The 23,375-nt window shown below is 64.8% G+C and carries 15 protein-coding genes; 10 read left to right on the top strand and 5 right to left on the bottom strand.

The features are described from left to right. Positions 1-73 precede the first annotated feature (73 nt). Positions 74-1,276 (bottom strand): ammonium transporter, encoded by a 1,203-nt coding sequence (locus tag J2W46_RS25355; protein ID WP_020070085.1) that lies wholly within the window; start codon positions 1,274-1,276, stop codon positions 74-76. A 405-nt stretch (positions 1,277-1,681) separates the two neighbouring features. Between J2W46_RS25355 and J2W46_RS25350 the strand changes: the two genes are divergently transcribed. Then, positions 1,682-3,364, top strand: coding sequence for a sensor histidine kinase (locus tag J2W46_RS25350; RefSeq protein ID WP_310357224.1), 1,683 nt, complete (start codon positions 1,682-1,684; stop codon positions 3,362-3,364). A 90-nt stretch (positions 3,365-3,454) separates the two neighbouring features. Here J2W46_RS25350 and J2W46_RS25345 read toward each other — a convergent pair whose 3' ends face one another. Further along, positions 3,455-3,781, bottom strand: coding sequence for a hypothetical protein (locus J2W46_RS25345; protein WP_310357222.1), 327 nt, complete (start codon positions 3,779-3,781; stop codon positions 3,455-3,457). 114 nt (positions 3,782-3,895) lie between these two features. Next, positions 3,896-4,477, bottom strand: coding sequence for a DJ-1/PfpI family protein (locus J2W46_RS25340; protein ID WP_020070088.1), 582 nt, complete (start codon positions 4,475-4,477; stop codon positions 3,896-3,898). Positions 4,478-4,696: 219 nt separating this feature from the next. Here J2W46_RS25340 and J2W46_RS25335 point away from each other — a divergent pair, with 219 nt between their 5' ends. The 4 genes from J2W46_RS25335 to J2W46_RS25320 all read left to right on the top strand — a co-directional run bounded on the left by J2W46_RS25335 (position 4,697) and on the right by J2W46_RS25320 (position 9,472). Continuing rightward, positions 4,697-5,173, top strand: coding sequence for a hypothetical protein (locus J2W46_RS25335; protein WP_020070089.1), 477 nt, complete (start codon positions 4,697-4,699; stop codon positions 5,171-5,173). A 141-nt stretch (positions 5,174-5,314) separates the two neighbouring features. Then, on the top strand, positions 5,315-5,770 hold the full coding sequence (locus J2W46_RS25330; protein WP_310357218.1) for an Rrf2 family transcriptional regulator: 456 nt from the start codon (positions 5,315-5,317) through the stop codon (positions 5,768-5,770). A 143-nt stretch (positions 5,771-5,913) separates the two neighbouring features. After that, a complete protein-coding gene (locus J2W46_RS25325; RefSeq protein WP_310357215.1) occupies positions 5,914-6,561 on the top strand; it encodes an NAD(P)-dependent oxidoreductase in 648 nt (215 codons plus the stop codon). A 241-nt stretch (positions 6,562-6,802) separates the two neighbouring features. Next, positions 6,803-9,472, top strand: a complete 2,670-nt coding sequence (locus J2W46_RS25320; RefSeq protein ID WP_310357212.1) for a mechanosensitive ion channel family protein — start codon at positions 6,803-6,805, stop codon at positions 9,470-9,472. A gap of 10 nt (positions 9,473-9,482) precedes the next feature. Here the strand turns inward: J2W46_RS25320 and J2W46_RS25315 are convergent, their stop codons facing one another. Next, on the bottom strand, positions 9,483-10,112 hold the full coding sequence (locus J2W46_RS25315; protein ID WP_310357210.1) for a cysteine dioxygenase family protein: 630 nt from the start codon (positions 10,110-10,112) through the stop codon (positions 9,483-9,485). Between the two features lie 138 nt (positions 10,113-10,250). Between J2W46_RS25315 and J2W46_RS25310 the strand changes: the two genes are divergently transcribed. Both J2W46_RS25310 and J2W46_RS25305 read left to right on the top strand, forming a co-directional pair. Continuing rightward, entirely contained in the window at positions 10,251-10,718 is a 468-nt protein-coding gene (locus tag J2W46_RS25310) for an Lrp/AsnC family transcriptional regulator (RefSeq protein ID WP_020070096.1), read from the top strand. Positions 10,719-10,877: 159 nt separating this feature from the next. Then, the gene (locus tag J2W46_RS25305; protein WP_020070097.1) at positions 10,878-11,105 is read left to right on the top strand and encodes a hypothetical protein; all 228 of its coding nucleotides are present in this window, start codon (positions 10,878-10,880) and stop codon (positions 11,103-11,105) included. A 158-nt stretch (positions 11,106-11,263) separates the two neighbouring features. Here J2W46_RS25305 and J2W46_RS25300 read toward each other — a convergent pair whose 3' ends face one another. Continuing rightward, a complete protein-coding gene (locus tag J2W46_RS25300) occupies positions 11,264-13,765 on the bottom strand; it encodes an FUSC family protein (RefSeq protein ID WP_310357206.1) in 2,502 nt (833 codons plus the stop codon). A gap of 225 nt (positions 13,766-13,990) precedes the next feature. On the opposite strand from J2W46_RS25300, the gene recC reads away from it, so the two are divergent. The 3 genes from recC to J2W46_RS25285 are packed head-to-tail and all read left to right on the top strand — an operon-like array spanning position 13,991 to position 23,372. After that, a complete protein-coding gene (gene recC, locus J2W46_RS25295) occupies positions 13,991-17,365 on the top strand; it encodes an exodeoxyribonuclease V subunit gamma (protein ID WP_310357204.1) in 3,375 nt (1,124 codons plus the stop codon). Further along, a complete protein-coding gene (gene recB / locus J2W46_RS25290) occupies positions 17,362-21,063 on the top strand; it encodes an exodeoxyribonuclease V subunit beta (protein ID WP_310357201.1) in 3,702 nt (1,233 codons plus the stop codon). Before recC ends, recB begins: the two co-directional genes overlap by 4 nt. Then, positions 21,060-23,372 carry an AAA family ATPase gene (locus J2W46_RS25285; RefSeq protein ID WP_310357199.1) on the top strand — a complete coding sequence of 771 codons (2,313 nt, stop codon included), beginning with the start codon at positions 21,060-21,062 and terminating at the stop codon, positions 23,370-23,372. The genes recB and J2W46_RS25285 overlap by 4 nt, the downstream gene beginning before the upstream one ends. The last annotated feature ends 3 nt before the right edge of the window (positions 23,373-23,375 follow it).

The raw sequence follows: 23,375 nt of genomic DNA, 5'->3' as shown, positions 1-23,375 counted from the left end.
CGCGCAAGTCTAACATTCGCTATTCCATGGGGACAGGTCGCGCGAGCCGGCCCGGCGCGGCCGGCGCATGCCATCAGCCCAGGCTTTCGCGCTCCGGCGTAGCAGAGATTTTGTGGATCGACAGGTCAGCGCCGTTGTACTCGTCCTCCTGATCGAGGCGCAGGCCCACCGTCAGGCGGATGGCGCCGTAGACGAGCGTGCCGCCGAGCGAAGCCACGACGATACCGCCCAGCGTGCCGAGCACCTGTGCGCCGAACGAGACGCCGCCGAGGCCGCCGAGCGCCCGCAAACCGAAGATGCCTGCTGCGATGCCGCCCCACGCGCCGCACAGACCGTGTAGCGGCCAGACGCCGAGTACGTCGTCGATGCGCCAGCGGTTCTGCACGCACGTGAACATGTAGACGAACAGCGCGCCGGCGATGCCGCCCGTGACGAGCGCGCCGAGCGGATGCATCAGGTCCGAGCCGGCGCACACGGCGACCAGCCCGGCGAGCGGCCCGTTGTACGTGAAGCCGGGGTCGTTGCGTCCCGCTAGCCAGGCGGTCAACGTGCCGCCGACCATCGCCATCAACGAATTGACGGCGACGAGGCCGCTGATCTTGTCGACCGTCTGCGCGCTCATCACGTTAAAGCCGAACCAGCCGACGGCCAGCACCCACGCGCCGAGCGCCAGAAACGGAATGTTCGATGGCGGATGCGCGGCAATACCGCCATCGCGGTGATAGCGGCCGTGGCGCGCACCGAGCAGCAACACCGCGGGCAGCGCGACCCAGCCGCCAAACGCGTGAACGACGACGGAGCCCGCGAAGTCGTGGAACGGTGCACCGAACGTCTGGCTGATCCAGTTCTGCACGCCGAAGCGCTCGTTCCAGGCAATGCCCTCAAAGAATGGATAGACGAAGCCGACCAGAACGAAAGTCGCGAAGAGTTGCGGATTGAATTTGGAGCGCTCGGCGATGCCGCCGGAGACGATTGCCGGAATGGCGGCGGCGAACGTCAACAGGAAAAAGAAGCGCACCAGCGCGTAGCCGTTGTGAACCGCGAGCGATTCGGCGTTGCCGAAGAACTGCACGCCGTAGGCGATCGTATAACCGATGAAAAAATAGGCGATCGTCGAGACGGAGAAGTCCACCAGAATCTTCACCAGCGCGTTGACCTGGTTTTTCTTGCGCACCGTGCCCAGTTCAAGGAACGCAAATCCTGCGTGCATCGCGAGCACCATTGCGGCCCCGAGCAGGAGAAAGAGGGTATCGGTCCCGGATTTGAAGCTTTCCATCGATTATTTCCGCTTGTGCCAAAAAGCCGCGCAAGAATGCAAGAAGCGGGCCAAAACGGTGCTATTTAGCGCTGTGCCGGTGCAGTGAGCACTGTGAGGGAGCTGCACGCACGCGGTTGCGTCGTTTGCCTTCTCAATACGCACCTTCTGCGCACATTGAAAGCACAATAGATGTGCGTACGCGTTCCGATTTGGTAATTGATGAACCAAGTTGGTTCGTAATTTTTCGACTTGCTTACGGATGCTGCAGAATGTTGAGGCGCCCCCGCCGTCCCGTTACCGGCACCTTGATGCCTTAGCCGGTGACGCTCAGCCGGTGGTGCGCCGCTTTGTTTCGTAAGCAAACGCCGACATAATGTGCCGTACCGCGCACAATCTGCCGGCCCACCCCTCCAACGCGTGCGCATGCGACTTACCACTAAAGGCCTGCTGCTGATTGCGATTCCTGCTGTCTTCGAACTGGCGCTTCTGTCCGGCCTGTTCAAGGCGCAGTCCGACGCGGCCGAAGCCGAGCGCAGGGCCGCTCACGGCCAGGAGGTGATGCGCCAGACCACGGCGATTCTGGATCCGGTGCTGGGCGAGTCCGTCGCGTTGCGCGGCGCGGTGCTCGCCGCCGACAACCGGTTCGTGACGCCGCTGTCCGTATGGGTCGACGTCGATCGACGCATAGATCAACTCGCCGAACTCGTGTCAGACAATCCGTCGCAGGTCGAACGCGTGGTCCAGGTGCGTCAGGCGGTGCAGGCCTATCGGCAATGGTCCGATCGCACGCAGGACATGTTGCATTCGGGCCGTCGCAAGGACGTTGTCAACCGGTTCAGCGAGCTGGCTCAGGCCGACGTGCTCGATCGCTTTCGTCAGCAACTGGCCGCCTTCCAGACGGAGGAACGGCGTCTGGAGGCTCAGCGTGCGAGCGACGCCGATGCCGCCCGCGAACGGCAGCAGACGCTCGTGGTAGCGGCAGTGTTCGGTTCGTTGCTGTTCGTGGCGCTCGCCGTGTGGCTTTTCACGCGTGGGGTGCGCGGACGGCTTGCGCTTCTCTCCGACAACGCCGGGCGCCTTGCAGGCAACGAGCCGCTTGCGCCCATCGAGCCGGGCCACGATGAAATCGCGCGCCTCGATCTGACGCTGCATGCGACCAGTCGACGTCTGCTGGAAGCGGAGCGAATCCAGGCGCGCTTTCAGGCCGACCTTGCGCGCCGTGCGGACGAACTGTCGCGCATCAACGAAAGCTTGCGGCAGCAGACGCAGGAAAACGAGATGTTCATTTACAGCGTGTCGCATGACCTGCGCGTGCCGCTTGTTAATCTGCAGGGCTTTTCGAAGGAACTGATCCGCGCCTGCGAAGAACTGCGAGCAGCCGTCAGCGACTCGTCGCTCCCGGCGCAGACGCGGCAGCGCATCGAACGGATAGTCGACGAGGATATTGGGGAAGCGCTCCACTATTTGCAGACGGCGGTGCTGCGCGCGTCGCATATCATCGACGCGTTGTTGCGGCTCTCCCGCATTGGCCGTGTCGAATACCGGCAGCAGAAAGTCGAAGTGTGCGATATCGTGCAGCGGGTGATCGACGCAATGCAAGGCTCGATTCGCGCTCGCAACGCGCAAGTGCATGTAGGCGAATTGCCGGCTGTGTGGGGCGACCCGACCGCGCTCGAACAGGTGTTCGCCAATCTGATCGGAAATGCGGTGAATTATCTCGATCAGTCGCGAGAAGGCCGGATCGAGATCGGTACGACGCCTGCGCCGCCCGGCGTGCAATCGCTGCGGATTTTCTACGTGCGCGACAACGGGCTGGGCATTCCTTCGATCGCGCTGCCCCGGCTATTCAACGCTTTTCAGAGATTGCACGGCACCGCGGTGGCGGGAGAGGGCATCGGCCTCGCGCTGGTGCGGCGCGTCGTGGAGCGGCATGGTGGACGCGTGTGGGCGGAGTCGACGGAAGGTGTGGGCACGACGTTCTACCTGTCGCTGCCCGAAGCCGGCGCGCGGTCGGCGTTGGCGGCTGCCGAAGTCCGTGCCGTGGCGCCTGCCGCGAACGATCAGGCGATGGCCGATGAACAAGGGAATCTGCGGATGAGGCGGTGAGGCGGGCTGCAGGTTTCGTCGCGAAGCCTGTAGCCCGTGAGCGCGGCGTGTGGCGTGTGGCGTGTGGCGCAATTCGAGCGCCGTCGCCGGTTAGCAGGAGATAAACAGACGGCGCGGTTTCAGGAGCCGCCGGCCGCGCACCGACCAGTAGCAGCCGCACGCAAGCAGAATTGCGACGACGGCGAGCACTTCCTGAAACGTTGGACGCAGCCCGAGCAAACCGTCGAGCGCGAACACACAACGCGCCACGATCAGCGAAGCCGCCCACACGGAACAGGCAGCTTGCGCCAGCATCCTCGTTCCCGCGAGGCGCCGCGCGCGGTTCTCTCGCGACCAGCCGGCCGGCGTGTGCGCGCAGCGAAAAGCAATCGTCATCAGCGTGATGGCGAGAATCACAATCCAGTCGGTTAGTTCCATCGAAGAGCGCTCCCAAGTCAGCCCGTGACTATAGGAAGGCCCTCCAACGCGAACTATAGGACGACTCTCAAATGCCGCGCTTACCAGCGATAGCCGCGCGGCGCTTGAACTGGCTCAAAGCTCGATACGCGTGCCCAGCAAAACCAGGAACTGGCGAAGCCATTCGGGATGAGCAGGCCACGCGGGAGCGGTCACGAAGTTGCCGTCGGTGATGGCGGCGTCGACCGGAATGTCGGCGAACTCGCCGCCAGCGAGTTTGACCTCGGGCGCGCAGGCCGGGTAAGCGGAAATGCGCTTGCCTCGGATCACGTCGGCGGCGGCGAGCAGTTGGGCGGCGTGACAGATGGCGGCGATCGGTTTGCCGGCTTCCGCGAACTGCCGCACGAGTTCGATCACTTTGGGATTGAGCCGCAGATACTCGGGTGCGCGCCCACCGGCGATAGCGAGTGCATCGTATTGACGCGGATCGGCGTCTTCGAACGACGCGTTCAGCGCGAACAGATGGCCCGGTTTTTCCGTGTACGTCTGATCGCCTTCGAAATCGTGAATCGCGGTCTTGATCCGATCGCCTGCTTTCTTGTCGGGGCACACGGCGTCGACCACATGGCCGACCGCCTGCAGTGCCTGAAACGGCACCATCGTCTCGTAATCCTCGGCGAAATCGCCGGTGAGAAACAGAATCTTCTTTGCCGCCATCGTATGCCTCCGATTGATCAATGGAACACAGCTAACCCTGGACGGACCTTGATTGCCCGCAGCCAGTCTACCGCACAACGTTTGACAGAACGGCGACTGCCGCGGCCCGCGAGCCGCGTCGATCCGTCCTGCATGACTGCTTGTGGGGCGCTTCGCGGCAACGGCGTATGATGGGCGCGTTTTCGTCAGCTACGCCGCCTCCGGCGGTTCAAAATACACATGACTTCATCTTTCCGTTCTCCGTTGCTGCGCCGTGCCGCCGTGGTCCTCTTTGTATTCGGCGGTCTCGCGGCTTGCCAGAAGAACGATGCGTCGGCGGGGCAGGTCGCCGGCAAGCTCAACGACGCGGCGCAGGCCGCCGGCCAGAAGCTCGATCAGGCGGCGAGCTACGTCGGCCAGAAGGTCGACGAGACGAAATCCGCCGCGCAGCAGAACCTCGAATCGGCCTCGGCGCCGACGGTCACCATCGACCCCAATGCGCTCGCTTCGAGCGCGCAAGCCAATCTGCAGAACGCGGCCAGTACAGCCAACCTGCAACTCGGTAAAGCGGCGTCGCTGACGGGCCAGAGCCTGGAGAACGCCGGGCGCAAGCTGCAGGAATGGTCGGCGCAAAGCACGGCTTCGTCGACGAACGCCGCTGCTTCGTCGTCTGGTTCGAACTATGGCGGCGACGCGCAAAAGCAGATGGACAAGTGAGATGCGCATGAGCACGCTGAATTGCGTGCGCCTGCTCGGCCGCGATAACCATGCGTCCAGCAGCGTGTTTGACAGCGTGTTTGACAGTGCCCGTAAATGTAATTACCATGGTTACACATTGTCGTCGCAGGACGGGTTGTTGTGAACACGAGTAGCCGGTTTGCGTTTGCGGTGCATGTGCTCGCGTTGCTGTCGCTACAGGAGGGCGCTCCGCTTTCGTCGGAAATGATCGCGGGCAGCGTGAATACGAATCCCGCGCTCATCCGGCGGCTTCTGACCATGCTTGCCGAGGCGGGCCTCACCACGTCGCAACTCGGCGCGGGCGGGGGCGCGCTGCTGGCTCGCGCGCCCGAGCAGATTTCCTTGCTCGACGTGTACCGCGCGGTGGACGACGCGCAGCTGTTCGCGCTTCACCGCGAGGAGCCGAATCCGGCATGCATGGTGGGGCGCAATATTCAGGTCGTGCTGCGTGGAATCATCGACGAAGCACAGCAGGCCATGGAGGCGTCGCTCGCGCGACGAACGCTGGCCGATGCGACAGCGGACCTCTTGCGTGCCGAGCGCACGAGGGAGCGCAAGCGGCGACCGCCTGCGTGACGCGGGCGCTTTCTGCTGCGGCGAGCGTCGATTCGGAATTTTCAATAAATGTTTTGCAGGAACCCCGGGGGCCAAGCCCCTGTTTTTTTCGATGTATATGTAATCAAGACGGTTACATATAAACCATGACAGGAGCAGTTGAAATGAGCAAACAGTTGAAGATCGCGTTGTTCGGCGCCACCGGCATGATCGGTTCGCGTATCGCGGCTGAAGCAGCGCGTCGCGGGCATCAGGTGACGGCGCTGTCGCGCAACCCGGCGCGCGTGCCGACGGACGTGCCGAATCTGAAAGCGGCAGAAGCCGATCTGCTCGACGCGGCGAGCGTCGGCGCGGCGGTGCGCGGTCACGACGCGGTGGCGAGCGCGTATGCGCCGCCGCAAACCGATGTCGGCTTGCTGGACAAGGCGACCCGTGCGCTTGTCGAAGGTGTGCGCGCGGCGGGGCTCAAGCGTCTCGTCGTGGTGGGCGGCGCAGGCTCGCTCGAAGTCGCTCCGGGCAAGCAACTCGTAGACGCCGAGGGTTTCCCGGACGCCTATAAAGCTGTCGCGCTGGCTCACCGCGAGGCGCTGAACTACTACCGCAGCGTCGCGGATCTCGACTGGACGTTCTTCTCGCCGGCCGCGATCATCGCTCCCGGCGAGCGCACCGGCACGTTCCGCACCGGCACTGACTCGCTGATTGCCGACGCCCAGGGCAACAGCCGGATTTCCGCCGAGGATTACGCAATCGCATTCGTCGATGAATTAGAGCAGGGCCGTTTCGTCCGCGAGATCGCAACTGTCGCGTATTGAGCGTGGGCGTGCGTTTTGTCGCGCGGCACCGGCGGCATCGCGCAACAAACGCACGCCGCACATCAGGCGATAGGCGGTTCGGTGCCGCCTGCAACGGCCGCAACGCACGTCATCCCGACCGGCGCCGCGCACGCGGCACACAAGAACGCATGCAAGCGTCCTAACAATCGGTTACGCATGTCCGGTTGCAGGCGGGCAAACTGGGGCTACACTGGCGTCTCCCGTTTTCTCACGGATTGCCATGCAGTCATGCCCGTCGCGGCGTGAGTCTGAGGCTGCGCCGTCAAACGGCGGGCTTTTCGCGATTCACGCTGCATTTCCTCGTGTTTTTGCCCGGATTGGATTCCTGATCCGTCGCGGCGCGTGCCCGCCCGGCGCGAGCCGGCTCAGCGCATGGCCGGTCGCGCTCTTCGTCGCGCTTTTTCTTTGGACCGCGTGGCTTCCCACCAGCGCGCATGCGGCCGACGCGAGCGCCGGCACGCCCGTCATCCCGGCGTTGCAAAGCCTGATCAACAGCGCGACCGTGGCGCCCGCCTCGTCGGCGTCCGGCGCGTCGGCTGCGGAAGCCGCGTCGGCACCGTCGCCCGCTAGCCAGGCGGAAATCGCGCGTTCGCTCGACAGCGTGATCGCCACGCTCGACAACGACCGGCAGCGCAGCGCGCTCGTCGCCCAGTTGAAGAAGCTGCGTGACGTCTCCCGAACCGTCGGCCCGCTCGCGCCCGCGCCAGCGCAGCAGAGCCCTGGTCTGCTCGGCGCGATTGCGTCGGGCATTGCGTCGTTCGAATCGGACGTGCATGAAGGCCGCACGCCCGTGCGCTACTGGGGCGGACGCTTCAACGCGGCCGGCAACGAGCTCTACACGATCATTTCGGGCCAGGGCCAGGAAAGCCTCGGCCGCATCCTCTTTTCGATGTTCGCGATGCTGGCCGGCTGGGGCGCATGCGCAGCCGCGCTGATTTATCTGCAGCACCGGCTCTACCGGCGACTTGGCATCGTGATCGGCTTGAATCCGAATCCCACCACGCGAGAGTTGCTGATCTTCGCGTTGCGGCGCGTCGGGCCGTGGGTCATTGCGTTCGTCGCCGCGCTGCTGTTCGTGCGCGCGATGCCCGATGCGCTCGGCCGCACGCTCGGCATGGTCGTCGCGTATGCGATTGTCGCGGGCGCCGTGTTTTCGGCGATCTGCCTGATCATGTTTTCGCTATTCGGCTCGGGACACCGGCGAACCGCAGTACGTTTGCTGATCGATCATGCGCGGCGCCTGCTGTTTGCGGTCGGCGTCTGCGGCGCGCTCGGCGATGCGGCCGTGAATTACGACGTCGCGCATCAGATGGGCTCGAATCTGGCCGCGCTGGTTTCGACCGCCGCCAACATGACGGCCGCCGTGCTGACCGGCTATTTCGCGCTCGCGTTTCGCCGGCCGGTCGCTCATCTGATCCGCAACCGGCCTTACGACCAACGCAACGATCATAAAGCCGCGACCGATGCTTTCGACGTGCTCGCCGCGCTCTGGCACGTGCCCGTTCTCGTGCTGGCGACGGCCTCGGTCGTCGCCACGCTCGGCGGCTCCGGTTCGAGCGAGAACGTGCTGCAAATCTCGGTGGTGACTGCACTGCTGCTGGTGCTGGCGTTTTTCCTGTCGGCCATCGTTTTACGCATGACGCGTCCACGCAGCGCACGCGCGCGGCGACGCTCTCCGTATCTGACGCGGTTGCTGCGTTTTTGCGGCACTTTGCTGACGCTTTTCATCTGGCTGTTTTTCTTCGAGCTGGCGGCCCGCTTGTGGGGCGTTTCGCTCGCGGCGGTCGTCGAGGAAAACGTGGCCGCGCGCGGTATCGCTCATGCGGTGACGGCGATCGTGGCCACCGTGTTCATTGCGTGGCTGCTGTGGATTCTCGTCGACACCGCGATCACCGAGGCGCTCAACCCCGGCAGTGCACGCAACAAGTCGCGCGGTCCGAGCATGCGGGCGCGAACGATGTTGCCGCTCGTGCGCAACGTGCTGCTCGTCAGCATCATGACGATAGCGGGCATCGTTACGGCAGCAAATCTCGGCATCAACGTGACACCGCTGCTCGCGGGCGCCGGCGTGATCGGCCTCGCGATCGGTTTCGGCGCGCAGTCGCTCGTGACCGACCTGATCACGGGGCTTTTCATCATCATCGAAGATACGATTTCGGTGGGCGACTGGATCGACGTGGACGGCGGCCATGCAGGAACGGTCGAGCATTTGTCGATCCGCACCGTGCGGTTACGCGACGGCCAGGGCGCGATCCATGCAATTCCGTTTTCGCAGATCAAGATCGTCAAGAATCTGTCGCGCGACTTTGCCTATGCAGTGTTCGAAGTGCGGATGTCGTTCTCGACCGACGTCGATGAAATCACTCAATTGATTCGCGAAGTCGGTGCCGATCTGATGGCCGACTTCCGTTACCGTCGCGAGATGCTGGGGCCGATCGAGGTGTGGGGGCTCGACCGCTTCGACCCGAACTGGATGGTGGTCAAAGGGCAGATCAAGACGCGGCCGCTGCAACAATGGAGTGTGGCGCGGGCGTTCAATCTGCGGCTGAAACGCAAGATGGACGAGGCCGGCATCGAGATCCCGGTGCCGCAGATGCGCTTGTTCACGTCGTCTAAAGACAGCGAGGGGCAGCCTTTGCACGACGAAGACGTGCTCGGGGCCAGGCCGCATGGGCATGCGGATGCACGGGCTGATGCCCACGCGGAAGCACGTGCGGGTCAGCACGAGCATGCAGTCGGGCATCAGGAGAAATCGCCGCCAATGCGCGGAGCCCATCCGGCTGTCGTCGCGCGCGATGTGTCGCATGAGCCGCGGCCGGCGCCGCCGCCGACGGGACAGACCGCGCCGATTCCGCCGCAGATTCCCACGGCGGGCGAGGGCAAGGCTTGATTCTCAGGCGCTAGACAAGCGCGGGTGCGACGCGCACTACATCGTTGACATGCGTTCCGATGCACGCACCCGGCACGCCATACACGTGCAACGACACCGCGGGGGCATCGCTGCAATTGCCCAGCCGATGAATGTTGCTACGGCCGCTGCGCACAAAAGAAATCGCGCCGCGCGGGCGCGCATGCGAGCGCGTCGCGATGGCGAAGTCCTCCGGGCCGTTCCATTCGAAAACAGTTTCGTTCAACGTGCCGTCGAGCACCGCGTATCCACACCACGTGTGATGCGCATGCACTGGACTCGCCTGATGCGGCAACCAGACGAGTGCGGCAATGGCGTAGCGGCCTTGCGGATCGGCGGCGAGCAGATGCCGGCGGTAGTTATCCAGCGATGCCTCACGCTGCCCTGGCTTCAGCATTGCGGGGTCGGCCGCGGCTTGCGCGAGCGCGATCCGCATGCTGCGTGCGAAGAAACTGGAATGCGAAGGCTCCGCAGAAGTCGCGCAGGCGTCGAACATCGCGTCGAGGGCGTTGCACAGTCGTGCGAGAGGCTCGTGATGCCCGGCGTGCCGCGAAGCATGGTGTCCGTGAGGCTGCGCGAACTGATCGGGGAGGCGGGCGGGGGAACGGAGGTCGTGGTCCAATTTCGTTGAGCGGCGTGGCTTGCCGACGTTTTTCAGGTTGGAACATTTATACCGTTTTGTCCGGAGAAAGAGTTTCCATATAATTCCCCGTGCAGTTTGAAAAGTAGAATAATTTCCTAAAGGGGCGAGACGGTGGGAATGGATATCATCGACCGGAAGTTGCTGGAGCTGTTGCAGGAAGACGCGACCATGCCGATTGCCGAACTGGCACAGCGCGTGAATCTGTCGCAAACGCCTTGCTGGAAGCGGCTGCAGCGTCTGAAGGAGACCGGCGTGATTCGCGCGCAGGTGGCGCTGTGCGATGCGCGCAAGCTCGGGGTCGGCACGACAGTATTCGTCGCGGTGCGCACGAATCAGCACACGCAGGCGTGGGCGCAAAGCTTCACGCAGGCGGTGCAGGACATTCCCGAGGTCGTCGAGGTGTACCGGATGAGCGGCGAGACGGACTACCTGCTGCGCGTGGTGGTCTCGGATATCGACGACTACGACCGCGTGTACAAGCAGTTGATTGCGGCGGTGCCGCTGTACGACGTGAGTTCGAGTTTCGCGATGGAGCAGATCAAGTATTCGACGGCGCTGCCGGTGCGGCCCGCCGCAGTCGTGTAGGGCAAGCCTCGGCGAAGTGCGCGTTCCCCGCGTACGGGCCGTGGCGGCTCGCTAAGTTTTTCCGCGCTGTCGGCTGCAAGGCGATTGCAAGGTGGGTCGGCGTAGAATGCCGCCTTCTCCGCTATCTTCCGCGATTCGCCTCGCGGTCCGAGTCGTCTCATGAACAAACCGCCGCGCAAGAAAAATCCGACGTTGGGCATCGCCGTATTCATCGTGGTCGCGGTGCTGCTGGTGATTGCCACGCTGTTCTACAACGCGATCAAGGAAAAGCGCGAGTTCGACAGCAGCAATGCGCCGGCGGTGTCTATTTCATCGGGCGCGGCTGCAGCGACGGCAACGAGCGCGGCGGCCACCGCCATGAAGCCTGCGAGCGGCACAGCACAGTGAGGTTAGGGCGCTCAGCGTGTCTGAGCGCCGGTCTGGCTATGGCGGGGCAAGTCGCGCGAGACGGAAAAGCCGCTGCTCGCGTCTCGTAGGCATCGTCGGAGTCATGGGAAGCCGTGCCGAACAGAGGGCGAGCCACGGTCGAACTTCAGTCGGCCGCGTCACTCATCGGGCAGGCGAATCACACTTGCATCCTTGCGAATCAGCGCCGCCGCTGCCAGCATCTGCTTGCATTGGTGCACGAGCAGCTTCATGTCGTGCACTGCTTCCGCCGAGTATTCCTTCGATTTCTCCGCTTCGACCACCATCGTGTCGAGCTCTCGGGTGAGTTGCCGGATCTGCTCGCCCTGATCCTGGGGCGGCGCAGTGCCGGCCTCGGCTTCGGTGAGATTGTCGCGCACGAGGCTCAACGCCCGTTGCAGCGGTTGTAGCGACACGCCGTCGGCCTGTTGCGCGGACGTGCGCAGCAGCGGCGCGGCCGCCGTGATCTGCGAAGCGAGCACATGGCTGCGCACGAGCAGGTCGTTCAGTTCGGGCACGAACTTCTGCGCCGATTTCGGTTCGAGCATCATGCGCTGGAACGCCTGCCCCAGATTCGCAAATGCCACGTGCACGTTCTTGCGCGCGAGTCGATAACGGTAATCGCGATCGAGTGCGGTTGCCGCAGCCGCGGCCGCTGGCGACGCGCCTGCGACGGGTTTCGTCGCGGCGTTGCCGAGCGTCGAAACGCCCGAGCCGGCCAACCCGTTTGTTCCGTTACCCGTGTTTGCTGGAGTGCTCGTGCCGGCCGGTTCTCCGGTCTGCAAACTGGCTTGACCGGCGCCTTCCAGTACCTGGCCGGCAACCGCCAGCATCGGCTTGCCGAATTCGATGGCGGGATCGGCCATTGCCGCGGCCGGCGCCCGCGCGCCGGCTTCTGTCACCGTGGCGACCGAGGCGGCGGCCGGCTTGCCGCTCCACCACCAGCTTGCTTCGAGAAACTGGCGCGTGGCGCCGATCATGTTGTTGACCAGCTTGCCCATCAGGCGATATTCCCAGTACGGAAACAGGTGGCTCGCGGCAATCGCAATCGCGCAGCCCACTACGGTGTCGATCGCGCGTTCACCGATGATGCGCATGCTGCCCGGCGCGAGCAGATGGAACATCAGCAACACATACGACGAAGTGAACACCACGCTCGCCGTGTAGTTGAACAACAGCAGGCTATAGCTCATCACCATCGACGCGAACATCACCACCAGCAGAATGTGCGGTTCCTTCACGAAGATCATGAGCGCGATGCTCGCCGTGCAGCCAATCAACGTCCCTACGATCCGCTGTCCGTTGCGCTGTTTGGTCAGCGAGTAGCCCGGCTTCAGAATGATGACGGTGGTCATCACGATCCAGTAAGCATTGGTGAGCGGCAGCAGGCGGCCGAGCCAGAAGCCGACCGCCACCGCGATCGTCACGCGCAGCGCGTGACGGAAGCTCGGCGAGGCCATGGTCAGGTTCGAGAAGATCTGGCCGAACGGCACGCGGCGGCTCGACACGAAACGGTTCAGCGCCTGGTCGAGGCGCAGTTCGGTTTCCGTCGTGCTCGGATCGCTCGACAGACTCCTGCGCATCTTGTCGATCAGACGCGTGGCGCTCCAGACACGGCGAAACGTGGAGGACACCGCTGAATACGCCTCGGGGTTCTTCGCCGGCAGTTCCTGCTTGCGCATCAGTTCGATCTCGAACTCGATCGCGCGCAGCTCCGCCTTCACGTTGACGCGCGCCCTTGGCGCATGGTTTTGCAGGACAGCGAGTCCAATCTCTTCGAGATCGCTCGCGGCCTTGCGAATCAGGTCGCGGTAGAACACCAGCAGGTCGGTGCCGCCGAAGGTATTGCGCACGAGCGGGTAGTCCGTATGCGCGCCGACGAACAACTCGTGCAGGTCGACCGTATTGATGAACAGATTGAACAGCATTGCCCGGCGTGGCTCGAGCTTGCCGCTCTTTAACTTCGGCAGATTACGCAGCACGATGTCGCGCGCCGCATCCTGCCGCTCTACCGCGGCAATCTGCTTGTCGATGAGATTGCGATAACACTCGTCCAGGTCGTTGTCGAGGTCGTAGAACGCGGCCCGCGCGAGCAGATAATCGGCGCAGGCGAAGACGCTCTCCGCCAGCGCCTGCTGTTCGATGCGATGCATCATCCAGCGGCTGACGGCAGTCGACCAGTACGTGTACCAGAGACCGCCGAGAAGAATCCACGACGCGTTGACGAGCGCCTGCATCGGCGTGAAATGCTCTTCCAGCGTCATGATCATCATGAACAGCGTGGCAAAGCTGATCTGCGGCCAGCGGTTGCCGTACACCACGATCAACGACAGCACGAACGTGAGCGGCACCACCGTGCACCACAGCGCCACCGGGTTCACGGTGGCAAGACCGGTGGCAAGCGCGGAGAGAAAACCGATTACCGAGCACGCCAGCATTTCGTTGTGCTTGTACTTCAGTGGGCCCGGCATATCGACCACACAGGCGCCGAGCGCGCCGGTTGCAATCGTGAAGCCCAACTCGCGGTTGTGGAACACGATCAGACACAGCATCGCCGGCAGGGACACGCCGACCGCGATGCGCAGGCCGCCATAAAAGTACTGGCTATAAAGGAATTTTTTTATTTCAACCGAATAGCGCATCGACTGCCTGATTCCCATTCACTGACAAGAAGCGGTTGAAGGCACGAGCCCAGGGACAGCCCAAAACTGCCGACGAGTCTAACTGATTTTGCACCTGATCTGACCTCGTCCATTCGGCCAGGTTCTGCGCGGCGAGCGGCTTTGTTATGCTGTCGCTTCAATGTCTGCCGCGGTTCGCGCGCTTGTCGCAAATGCGGCAACGCCACACCGCCTTGTCCGGGATCCATGCTCCAGCTCTTCTACTCGAACCGCTATGAAACGCTTGTCGGCGCGCTGCTCGACGACCTCGCGCAAGCGCCGTCCGACGCCTGGACCGCGCAGCCGGTGATCGTCCCGAGCGCCGCTGTGCGGCGCAGGCTCGAACTCGATATCGCCGCGCGCCAGGGCGTCTGCGCGAACGTGAGCTTCGGCTATCTCGCGCAATGGTTGTGGGCGCAAATCGGTGGCGTGATCGAAGTGCCGCGCCATTCGCCGTTCGCGCCGGACAGGCTCGTGTGGCGCTGTTATCGCCTGCTGGGCGATGCGCACGAGTCTCTGCCGTGGAACGCGTCGCCGCGTCTTCGCACCTATCTCGATGCCGCGGATCCGTCGATGCGCTACGAACTGGCGCGGCGTGTGGCAACCGTGCTCGATCACTATCTGACCTATCGTCCGGAATGGCTGCTGCAATGGCAGAAGGGCGGCTCCATCTTCGCAGGCGGCGGGGCGGACGACACAGGCCCGCGACTCGTCGGCGCGAGCGATGCGGCGCGCGAGGACGAACGTTGGCAAGCCGCATTGTGGCGCGCTGTGCTGACCGAACTTGCCGGCAACGAACAAACGCCCGACGCCGCGTTGCCGCCCGCATACCGTTTTCTCGATGAGATCGGAACGCTCGACCTGGACGCCATTGCAAAAGCAAACTGGCCGGAAGCGGTGAGCGTTTTCGCGCTGCCCACCATGCCGCCGCTGCACGTCGCATTGCTGCGTGCGCTGTCGCGTTGGGTCGACGTGCGTCTCTACGTCATGAACCCGTGCCGCGAATTCTGGTTCGACGTGGTGAGCGAAGGCCGCGTTCAGGCGCTCGATGCAGCAGGACAGCTCGATTATCAGGAAGTCGGTCATCCGCTGCTTGCGGAGTGGGGTCGTCAAACTCAGGCGCAGTTGCATATGCTGCACGAACTCACCGAAAGCGCGGCTTCCGGCGAGACCGGCGAGTTCTCTGAGAATCCGGAACCGAGCTGGCTTGCCGCCGTGCAAAACGGCATTCTCGATCTGCGCCCGGAGACCGAGGCCGACGAATTGCCGTACGAGCGCGGCATTGAAGTTCACGTGTGTCACAGCCTGTCGCGGCAGCTCGAAGTGCTGCACGACCGTCTGCTCGGCTGGTTCGACGAATTCGACGATCTGCAACCGTCCGACGTGCTCGTCGCCGTATCCGATCTGGCCGCTGCCGGTCCGTTGATCGACGCAGTGTTCGGCACTACACCCAATGGCGATACGCGCCGCATCCCATATCGGATCACCGGCTTACCGCCTTCGCAGGCCAATCCCGTCGCGCGCCTCGTGCTCGACTGGCTGGCTTTGCCCGAGCGCAGCGTCGGCGCACCGGACCTGATCGAATGGCTGCGCGTCGACGCGGTCGCCGTGCGTTACGGCATCGACGCGAGCTCGCTCGAAGCCGCGCAGGAATGGCTCGCGGCGGCCGGCGCGCGTCGCGGACTATCGCCAGCGGAGCCGAGCGGCGAACACGTGCCGGTCGCGCGACATACCTTCGCGGATGCGCTCACCCGTCTGTATCTCGGCTATGCGATGCCGGAGGGCGGGGAGCCGGTCGACGCGTGGCTGCCTGTCGAGGGCGCCGACGGTTCAGACGCGGAGTTGCTCGGCCGCCTGTCGCGTTTCGTCGACGACATCGACAGTTTCGCGGTGCGCTGCGCGACGGAGCAAACTCCGGCCGAATGGACTCAATTGCTGCTCGAAACGCTTGCGCAGTGTTTCGACGGAGGCGTCGAATTCGCGGAGTCGCTCGCCGCCGTGCGCGACGCGATCGACAAGATGAGCGACGCCATGCAGGCGGGCGCGCATGAGGTCGCGATGCCCGCGGCAGTCGTGCGCGTTGCGCTCACCGAAGCACTCGACGACCCCGCGCGCGGCGGCGTGCCTTGGGGAAGCGTGACGTTTTCGTCGCTGACGAGCTTGCGCGGTTTGCCGTACCGCGTGGTTTGTCTGCTCGGCATGGACGACGGCGTGTTGCCCAGTCTCGCCCGTGCGGACGAATTCGATCTGATGGCCGCGTTCGGCAAAGCCGGCGACCGGCAGCGCCGCGACGACGAGCGCAATCTCTTTCTCGATCTGCTGCTCGCCGCGCGCAGCCGGCTCTTTATCGCTTATACCGGCCGCAGCATCCGCGACAATGCGCCGTTGCCGCCGGCCGCGCTCGTCGACGAACTGCTCGACCACCTCGCGCAGGTGTCGGCGGGCGAGGGCGCAAGTCCCGCGGAGCTTGAAGAAGCGCGCCAGGCGTTCATCGTCGATCACCCGTTGCAGGCGTTTGCGTCGGAGTACTTCACCGCGCAGCCCGATCTATTTACCTACGACGCCGATCGCGCGGAACTTGCCACCTTGCTAGCGGCGCCGCAGCAGCGAACCGCCGCGCCATTTTTCGATCACCCGTTGCCCGCTGAAGATGCCGCGCCCGTCGGATTCGACGAGTTCGTGCGTTTCTGGCGTCATCCGGCGCGCGCGCTGCTGCGTGACCGCCTCGGCATTGTGTTGTCGGACGCCCAGGGCGAATTGCTCGACACCGAGCCGTTCGAACTCGATTACACCGGACGCGATGCATTGGCCGGGCGCCTGTTGCCCGTGCTGCTCGACGCCGACATAGAAGACGACGATCTCATGTTCGACCGCGTTCGGCGCGTGGCCGAGGCGAGTCCCGAGTTGCCCGGCGGCGCGACCGGCGCCGTGTGGCGCGCGCGAGAGCTGGGCGCGTTGCGCCAGCTCGCCGACAGTGTGCGCCGCGAGGTGGCATCGGGCGTCGAACGCTTGCCGTTCGTGCTCGACATCGTGCCGCGTTGGCCTAACGCGGACATTGCGGGCGAGCTTTTCGGCGTTCATGACGCGGAGCTTCGCGAGGCCGCGCTGACGCCGCTGCAACTGCACGGCACGTTGAATCTGCTGACTGAAACCGGACAAGTGATTTTTCGCTACGCCAAACCTACTGCACGCGACTATCTTTCTGCATGGCTCGCGCATCTCGCCTATTGCGCGGCGCTGCCCGACGGTCCGCGTCGCACTGTCTGGCACGGCAGCGGTGAGAGCTTCGAGCTCGCGCCCGTCGCAGCCCCGCTCGAAGAACTCGCGCCGCTTGCCGCGCTGTTCAGGTCGGGGCGCAGGCTGCCACTGCGTTTTTTCCCGAAGAGCGCGTGGGCGAAGGTGAGCGAAAGCGATTCGGCGGCGCAGGGCGTATGGATCAACGACCGCGTGCGCGGCGAGTCCGACGACCCCGCATTGCGCATTGCCCTGCGAGGAACGCCGCTTACGCTCGACGAACCGTTTGGCAGCCTCGCGTCGATCGTTTTCAAGCCGTTGCTGCAGCATCTGCGGAGCGTGTCATGAGCGGCGCGCTGCATCGTCATGCGCTAGCCGCTGAAGAGCTCGATGTATTCGCGTGTTCGCTCGACGGCGTTAATCAGATAGAAGCGTCGGCAGGTACGGGCAAGACGTGGAACATCTGCGCGCTCTACGTGAGATTGCTGCTTGAGAAGAATCTGAACGCTGACCAGATTCTCGTCGTGACCTTTACGAAGGCTGCGACCGCAGAACTGCACGAGCGCATTCGCGGGCGCCTCGCCGAGTTGCACCGCGCGATTGAAGTGGACGACGACGGCGGCGATCCGTTCATTCGCCGCCTCTTCGAAACGACGCTCGCGCCGGAGCGTGGCATTGACCGTGAAGCGGCGTTGAAAGTCGTGCGTCGAGCGCTGCGCACATTCGACCAAGCGGCGATCCACACGATCCACGCGTTTTGCCAACGGGCGTTGCAGGAAGCTCCGTTTGCTGCCGCAATGCCGTTCGCGTTCGAAATGGAAGCAGACGACGCCGCGTTGCGCTTCGAATTGGCGGCCGATTTCTGGCGCGAGCAGGTCGAACCTGTCGCGCATGCGCATCAGGCGTTCGCGGCCTGGCTGGTGGCGAAGCGAGCGGGCCCGGCGTCGCTCGACGAACAACTCGCGCGGCGCCTCAAAAAGCCGCTGGCGCAACTGCGTTGGGGCGTGATAGACGCCGAGGCGAGCGCCGATCCGCGAGCCGGCTTCGACGCTGCATGCGAACTGTGGCATGCGGAGCGCGATGCGATCATGGCGCTGCTCGAACAGGCGCAAGACCGATTGAGCAAGACCACGCACAAGCCAGATCATGTGAGTGCAGCGATCGCCGCCTGGACCGAGTACTTCGCGCAGGGCGATTGCCATGCGCCGCCGCCGCGGGCTGCGCTCAAATTGACGGCTTCAGCGTTGAAGAAAGCCACCAAGGTCAAGTTCGAACCGCCCGAGCATGCGTTCTTCGAGCATGCAGAAGCGCTGGCGGCAGCCGTTGTTGCGGCCGAAGCGGCGCAACGCGCGCGCTGGCTCGCGTTGATGCAGACCTGGCTCGACTATGCGCCCGCCGAACTGGTGGCGCGCAAGCGCACGCGCCGCGTCGTTTCGTTCGACGATCTGCTGTCCAATCTCTACCGCGCGCTCGCAGCACATCCGTGGCTCGCCGATGCGCTGCGAGCACGTTATCCCGCTGCGTTGATCGACGAGTTCCAGGACACCGATCCGCTGCAGTTCGCAATCTTCAGCCGCATTTTTGCGCCGGCAGGTCCGCTCTTTCTGGTCGGCGATCCAAAGCAGGCCATCTACAGTTTTCGCGCGGCGGATTTGCATACCTATCTGGCGGCGCGCGCGTCGGCTTCGGCGCGCTACACGCTTGCCGTCAACCAGCGCTCGACGGCGCCGATCGTCGAAGCTTGCAATCGGGTCTTCGAGGCAAACCCGCAGGCGTTCGTGCTCGACGGCCTCGACTATCAACCGGTGCGAGCCGGCGAACGGCGCAGGCCGCCGTTGTCGGACCCGGACGCCGAGGCTGGCGATTTCCGCGTCTGGACGTTGCCGCAAGGCGAGAGCGCATTGACCAAACGCCAGGCCCAGCGCGAAGCGAGTGAAGCGTGCGCGGCCGAGATCGTGCGCCTCCTGCGCGGTGCGCGCGAAGGCACCGTCACGATCGGCGACGCGCCCCTCGCGCCCGGCAACATTGCGGTGCTCGTGCAGACGCACAAGCAGGGCAGTCTGATCAAGCGCGTGCTGGCGGCATGGGGCGTCGGCAGTGTGGAACTCGCGCAGGCTTCAGTGTTTGCAACGCTCGACGCAGAGCAGATCGAGCGCGTCCTCGCAGCCGTCGATACGCCTGGCGACCTGCGCCGTTTGCGCGCCGCGCTCGCGACCGATTGGCTTGGTCTGGACGCCGCGGCGCTGTGGCGTCTGGAACAGGTCGCCGACGCACCCGCTGTCGCCGACGATCCCGCGCACGCGGCGGACGCAATGGGCTGGGTCGAACGTTTTTCGCGCTACCGCACGCTCTGGCATGAGCGCGGCTTTGCCGTCATGTGGCGCACCCTGATGCGCGAACTGCGCGTCGCGCAACGGCTCGTGGCGGCGCCGGACGGCGAGCGGCGTCTTACCAACGTCAATCACCTTGCCGAACTCGTGCAGGCCCGCGCGGCCTCGCAGCCGGGCATTGCGCCGACGTTGCGCTGGCTCGCCGCGCAGCGCACCCAGGGCGGCGGCGAGGAGGCGCAACTGCGGCTGGAGTCGGACCGCAATCTCGTGCAGATCGTTACCGTGCACAAGTCGAAGGGGCTGGAATACGCGGTCGTGTTCTGTCCGTTCCTGAACGACGGCGGCTTGCGCGAGCCGCCGTCGTCGGGCTTACCGGACGCCCGCGAATATCACGATGCCAGCGGCGACGCGGTGCTGCACTACGGTTGTGACGACGACGAGGCCGAACGCGCGACCCGTCATGCGGCGCGCGAGCAGGCGGCCGAACGGGCGCGGCTTGTCTACGTTGCGCTGACTCGCGCCGTGTACCGCTGTTATCTCGTCGCGGGCACGTACCTGTCGTCGCGCTCCACGAAAGAGTCGCGACGCAGCGTGCTGAACTGGCTGGTGGCGGGCGGTGGCTACGAGTTCGACGGCTGGCTCGCCGAGCCGCCCGACGAGGCCGCATTGTCCGCGCGCTGGCATGCGCTGGCGGGTGGTCCGATCGCATTGCAACCGTTGCCGAAGGTCGAGCGCCGCACGCCGCTCGAAAGCATGCATGAAAGCAGCGCTGACAAGCGCGCGCGCAGCAATCGCCGGCCCTTGCGCGATCAGTGGCGCATGGCGAGCTTCAGCGGTCTGATTGTCGCGGGCAGTAAGGCCGAAGACGCGCAGCCGCCGGTGGAAGAAGTGCGGCCCGATCACGATGAAATCGCCGATGCGCTCGTGGCCACGCCGGTCACGGTGTCCGAGCCGGCGCTGGAGGCGCAGTCCCTTGCCGCCGACGACATTCTCGCGTTTCCGCGCGGAGCCGCGGCGGGCGAATGCCTGCATCGCATGTTCGAACTCGCGGATTTCAGCAATCCGCAAAGCTGGCCGGATGCGATACGCGGCGCGTTGCACGAGCGTCCCGCACCGGCGTCGCCAGAGCTTGCTCCGCGTTTGCCGGCGATGATGCACAAACTTCTCGCTGATGTCGTCAGCACCGAACTCGTGCCCGGCATGACGCTGGCGCGACTCGATCCGCGGCGGCGCCTGAACGAACTCGAATTCCTGTTCGCGGCACCGTCGCTCGACTTCGCCGCGCTGCGCGAATTGCTGGTCGCACACGGCTATCCGGACGTCGCGCTCGAGCCCGGTGTGCTGCGAGGTTTCGTCAAAGGATTCATCGACATGATCGTCGAGCACGACGGACGGTTCTGGATTGTCGACTGGAAATCCAACCATCTCGGCGATACCGAGCAGGATTACGCCGCCGCACCGGTCGAAGCGGCGATGGCGAGCCATGCCTATCACCTGCAGGCGCTGCTTTATACGGTCGCGCTGCATCGTTATCTGAAGACTCGCGTGCGCGATTATTCGTACGAGACGCATATCGGCGGCTATCTGTATCTGTTCGTGCGGGGCGTTCGTCCGCATTGGCGCGACGCGGAAGCCCAAGCCGGTGTGCACGTGAGGCGGCCTGTGTTCGAGCTCGTTGCGCTGCTCGACGCGGCGATGATCGGAGGTGCCGCATGAGCACGTTCAATGAGACCGTGTCGGCGCCGCTTCAACTCGACGATCTCGGTGTGAATCTGCCCGCGCCGGCGGACTTCAGCATTGCGCCGGCGGAAGGCTTCGCCCGGCGCATCGGTGTCCTGGCGCGACGCGGCGGGGCGTCGACGGAAGCCGTCAGATGGGCAGCGCGCGCGGCGTTCGCGGCGAGCCGCGCGACCGCGGAAGGGCACGTGTGCGTACCGCTGGCCGCGCTCGCGCGTCGGTTCGAGGCGTCGACCGGCGAAGTGCGGATGGCCTTGTTTGCGAGCGGCATGGCGAGCGACGGGTCGCAAGCGGCAGCCGCACTGCGGCCTCTGGTGATCGACGCGCAAGGGCGGTTATACCTCGCGCGTTATTACGAGTACGAGCGGCGTCTCGCGCGGGCGCTGGTCGCGCATGCGGGTGCACCGATGCGTGCGAGTGTGTTGGAGAGGGCACGGGGCGTTGGCGACGCGGGGGAGCGGTTTGCGGAGCATGCCGCCGGAACGTTGCCAGCAAGCGTTCGCGGTCGAGCCGGCGGGGAAAAAGGCACGGCCTTCGGTAGTGAGGCCGCCGTCGATACGAGCGCGAACGCCGACACAACCCAAAATCTCCATCAACGGCTCGTGCGCTACTTCGGCCCTCCGAAAGACGACGAAGTCGACTGGCAGCGCGTGGCCGCTGTCATGGCATTGTCGGGGCGTCTCACCATCGTTAGCGGCGGTCCGGGCACAGGCAAGACTACAACGGTGGTCGGCGTGCTCGCGTGCCTGCTCGACGCGCGCGCCGATCTGCGAATCGCGCTCGCGGCGCCCACCGGCAAGGCGGCGCAACGCATGCAGGAAGCGCTGCTGGCGCGCGCCGGGGATTTGCCGCCTGAACTCGCCGCGCGTTTGCCGCAAACTTCGTACACGCTGCATCGTCTGCTCGGCACAGGGCCCGGCGGGCGCTTCCGGCATCATCGGGATAATCCTCTGCCTTATGACGTGGTCGTGATCGATGAAGCATCCATGATCGACGTTGCAATGGCTGCCCATCTGCTCGACGCCATTGCACCGCACACGCGGCTCGTGATGCTTGGCGATAAAGATCAGCTCGCAGCGGTAGAGGCCGGCGCTGTGTTCGCCGAACTCAGCGCGCGGCCGGCGTTCAGCGCGCAGGGCGTGAAGCGAATCGCCGGTGCGCTTGGCATCGGAGAGGCGCGACTCGCGCGGGCGCTGCCACGACTGGCCGAAGACGTCGACGAAGAGCCGGAGCGCCTTCGGCAAGCTGATCGTTCGGCGGATTACGCGTCGGATCTTTTCGATGCGCCGCCCGACGACCTGTTCGCCGCGCCCGACGCGGCCGGCAACGTCGCCAGCAACTCAGCCAGCAACTCAGTCAGCAATTCAGTCAGCAACGTCGGCGACCCTCGCAGCGCAGATCCGCACGGCGCCGATGCATCAGCCGCCAGTGCTCGATCCGGAACGGCGGGCCACGAGTCGCAAATCCCACTCGCGGATTGCGTCGTCTGGCTGGAGCGAAATTATCGATTCGGGCTCGAATCGCCGATTGGCCGTTTGTCGCTGGCGATTCGCAACGGCGCGGCAAGCGCGGCGCTCGACGTGCTGCTCGACGACGCCACCCAACACTCCGCGTCGCTTTACGAAGACGCCCACGTGGCGCTGGCCGAACGCACTGTCGAGCGCCTCGCGGCCGGTTTCGCACCTTATGCCAATGCGCTTGCCGCAGCGCTCGCCGCGGAAACTCCGGACCCGCTGCCGCTATTCGACGCGTTGAATCGCTTCCGGGTTTTATGCGCGACCCGCCTGGGACCGCGCGGCGTCGATCAGGTGAACGCGCTAATGGCCGCGCAGGTGCGGCGCTCGGCCGGCGTGACGCTCGCAGTCGGCGCCCAGTGGTTCGCCGGGCGGCCGGTGATGGTCACACGCAACGACTACGCGCTGGGGCTTTTCAATGGCGACATCGGAATCGCGTTGCCCGGTGCGGGCGGCGCGCTGCGCGTCTATTTCCGGACCGCCGACGGCAGTCTGCGCGCAGTGTCGCCGGCCGCGCTGCCCCCGCATGACACCGCGTTCGCGCTGACCGTGCACAAGTCGCAAGGCTCGGAGTTCGAGCATGCGGTGTTGATGCTGCCGTCCACGTTCAGCAGGGTGTTGTCGCGCGAGCTGGTCTATACGGCGATCACCCGCGCTCGCGAGCGCGTCGAAGTGATCGGCGCTAGCGCGGTGCTGGCTCAGGCCATCGCCACGCCGACACAGCGAGACTCCGGCCTTGCTGCGAGAATTGAGGAGGCATCGCGCGGCCGTTAGCCG

It is taken from the genome of Paraburkholderia strydomiana, assembly GCF_031456815.1.
GTDB lineage: Bacteria > Pseudomonadota > Gammaproteobacteria > Burkholderiales > Burkholderiaceae > Paraburkholderia > Paraburkholderia caledonica.
The sequence above is the reverse complement of the archived record's forward strand: the minus strand, read 5'-3'. Positions and strand labels throughout refer to the sequence as shown.

Bases quoted from the DNA above. Each gene is read 5' to 3' on its own strand.
- J2W46_RS25345 (WP_310357222.1), bottom strand. From the start codon at position 3,781: ATGGAACTAACCGACTGGATTGTGATTCTCGCCATCACGCTGATGACG.
- recC (WP_310357204.1), top strand. From the start codon at position 13,991: ATGCTCCAGCTCTTCTACTCGAACCGCTATGAAACGCTTGTCGGCGCG.
- J2W46_RS25285 (WP_310357199.1), top strand. From the start codon at position 21,060: ATGAGCACGTTCAATGAGACCGTGTCGGCGCCGCTTCAACTCGACGAT.
- J2W46_RS25335 (WP_020070089.1), top strand. From the start codon at position 4,697: ATGACTTCATCTTTCCGTTCTCCGTTGCTGCGCCGTGCCGCCGTGGTC.
- J2W46_RS25310 (WP_020070096.1), top strand. From the start codon at position 10,251: ATGGATATCATCGACCGGAAGTTGCTGGAGCTGTTGCAGGAAGACGCG.
- J2W46_RS25325 (WP_310357215.1), top strand. From the start codon at position 5,914: ATGAGCAAACAGTTGAAGATCGCGTTGTTCGGCGCCACCGGCATGATC.
- J2W46_RS25355 (WP_020070085.1), bottom strand. From the start codon at position 1,276: ATGGAAAGCTTCAAATCCGGGACCGATACCCTCTTTCTCCTGCTCGGG.
- J2W46_RS25340 (WP_020070088.1), bottom strand. From the start codon at position 4,477: ATGGCGGCAAAGAAGATTCTGTTTCTCACCGGCGATTTCGCCGAGGAT.
- J2W46_RS25305 (WP_020070097.1), top strand. From the start codon at position 10,878: ATGAACAAACCGCCGCGCAAGAAAAATCCGACGTTGGGCATCGCCGTA.
- recB (WP_310357201.1), top strand. From the start codon at position 17,362: ATGAGCGGCGCGCTGCATCGTCATGCGCTAGCCGCTGAAGAGCTCGAT.
- J2W46_RS25300 (WP_310357206.1), bottom strand. From the start codon at position 13,765: ATGCGCTATTCGGTTGAAATAAAAAAATTCCTTTATAGCCAGTACTTT.
- J2W46_RS25350 (WP_310357224.1), top strand. From the start codon at position 1,682: ATGCGACTTACCACTAAAGGCCTGCTGCTGATTGCGATTCCTGCTGTC.
- J2W46_RS25320 (WP_310357212.1), top strand. From the start codon at position 6,803: ATGCAGTCATGCCCGTCGCGGCGTGAGTCTGAGGCTGCGCCGTCAAAC.